This is a genomic window from Cellulomonas sp. P4_H12 (assembly GCF_056400905.1).
The window spans coordinates 1-647 of sequence record NZ_JBFUKJ010000093.1 but is presented as its reverse complement, the minus strand read 5'-3'; the positions used below and the strand labels follow the sequence as shown (position 1 = coordinate 647).

General features: G+C 69.7%; 1 protein-coding gene and 1 pseudogene. Both read right to left on the bottom strand.

Annotated features, from left to right (window positions below):
* Positions 1 to 23 precede the first annotated feature (23 nt).
* Entirely contained in the window at positions 24 to 395 is a 372-nt protein-coding gene (locus AC1DQC_RS19930; protein ID WP_477052962.1) for a DUF6573 family protein, read from the bottom strand.
* A pseudogene (locus AC1DQC_RS19925) lies at positions 322 to 647 on the bottom strand (hypothetical protein); the annotation flags it as partial. The pseudogene AC1DQC_RS19925 and the gene AC1DQC_RS19930, both read right to left, overlap by 74 nt.

Sequence of the window (647 nt, the reverse complement as noted above, 5' to 3'; positions counted from 1 at the left end):
GGGCGGGTCCGAGGCGACAGCGGTCAGAGATCGGCGGGGGCGGTGATCGTCAAGACCGGCTCGAAGTTGTCTCCGGGTCCGACGTCGATCCCGAGGGTGACCGGCTCCGGCTCCTCGGCGCCGCGGCGGTTCGGGACGACGTAGACGGTGAACTCCTGCAGCCCCGACAGTTTGAGGAGCTTGGCGCGACGCAGGGCGTGCGCGGCCATCGTCAGCACGTCCCACTGCCGACCGGTCTCGTCCTGCATCGCACCGTGATCCCAGGCCACAGCAGCGGCCCACGCATGCGCGGCGATCGCGAGCGGATACCGGATGCCCCGCTCAGCGGCGAGTGCGGTGACGTCGTGCAGAACTCCGTCTGCGATCGCGTCGGCGCGACTGTACGCGGAGATCACTTCGCCGAACAGGGATTCGCGCGCGACGCAGGGCGTGCGCGGCCATCGTCAGCACGTCCCACTGCCGACCGGTCTCGTCCTGCATCGCACCGTGATCCCAGGCCACAGCAGCGGCCCACGCATGCGCGGCGATCGCGAGCGGATACCGGATGCCCCGCTCAGCGGCGAGTGCGGTGACGTCGTGCAGAACTCCGTCTGCGATCGCGTCGGCGCGACTGTACGCGGAGATCACTTCGCCGAACAGGGATTCGC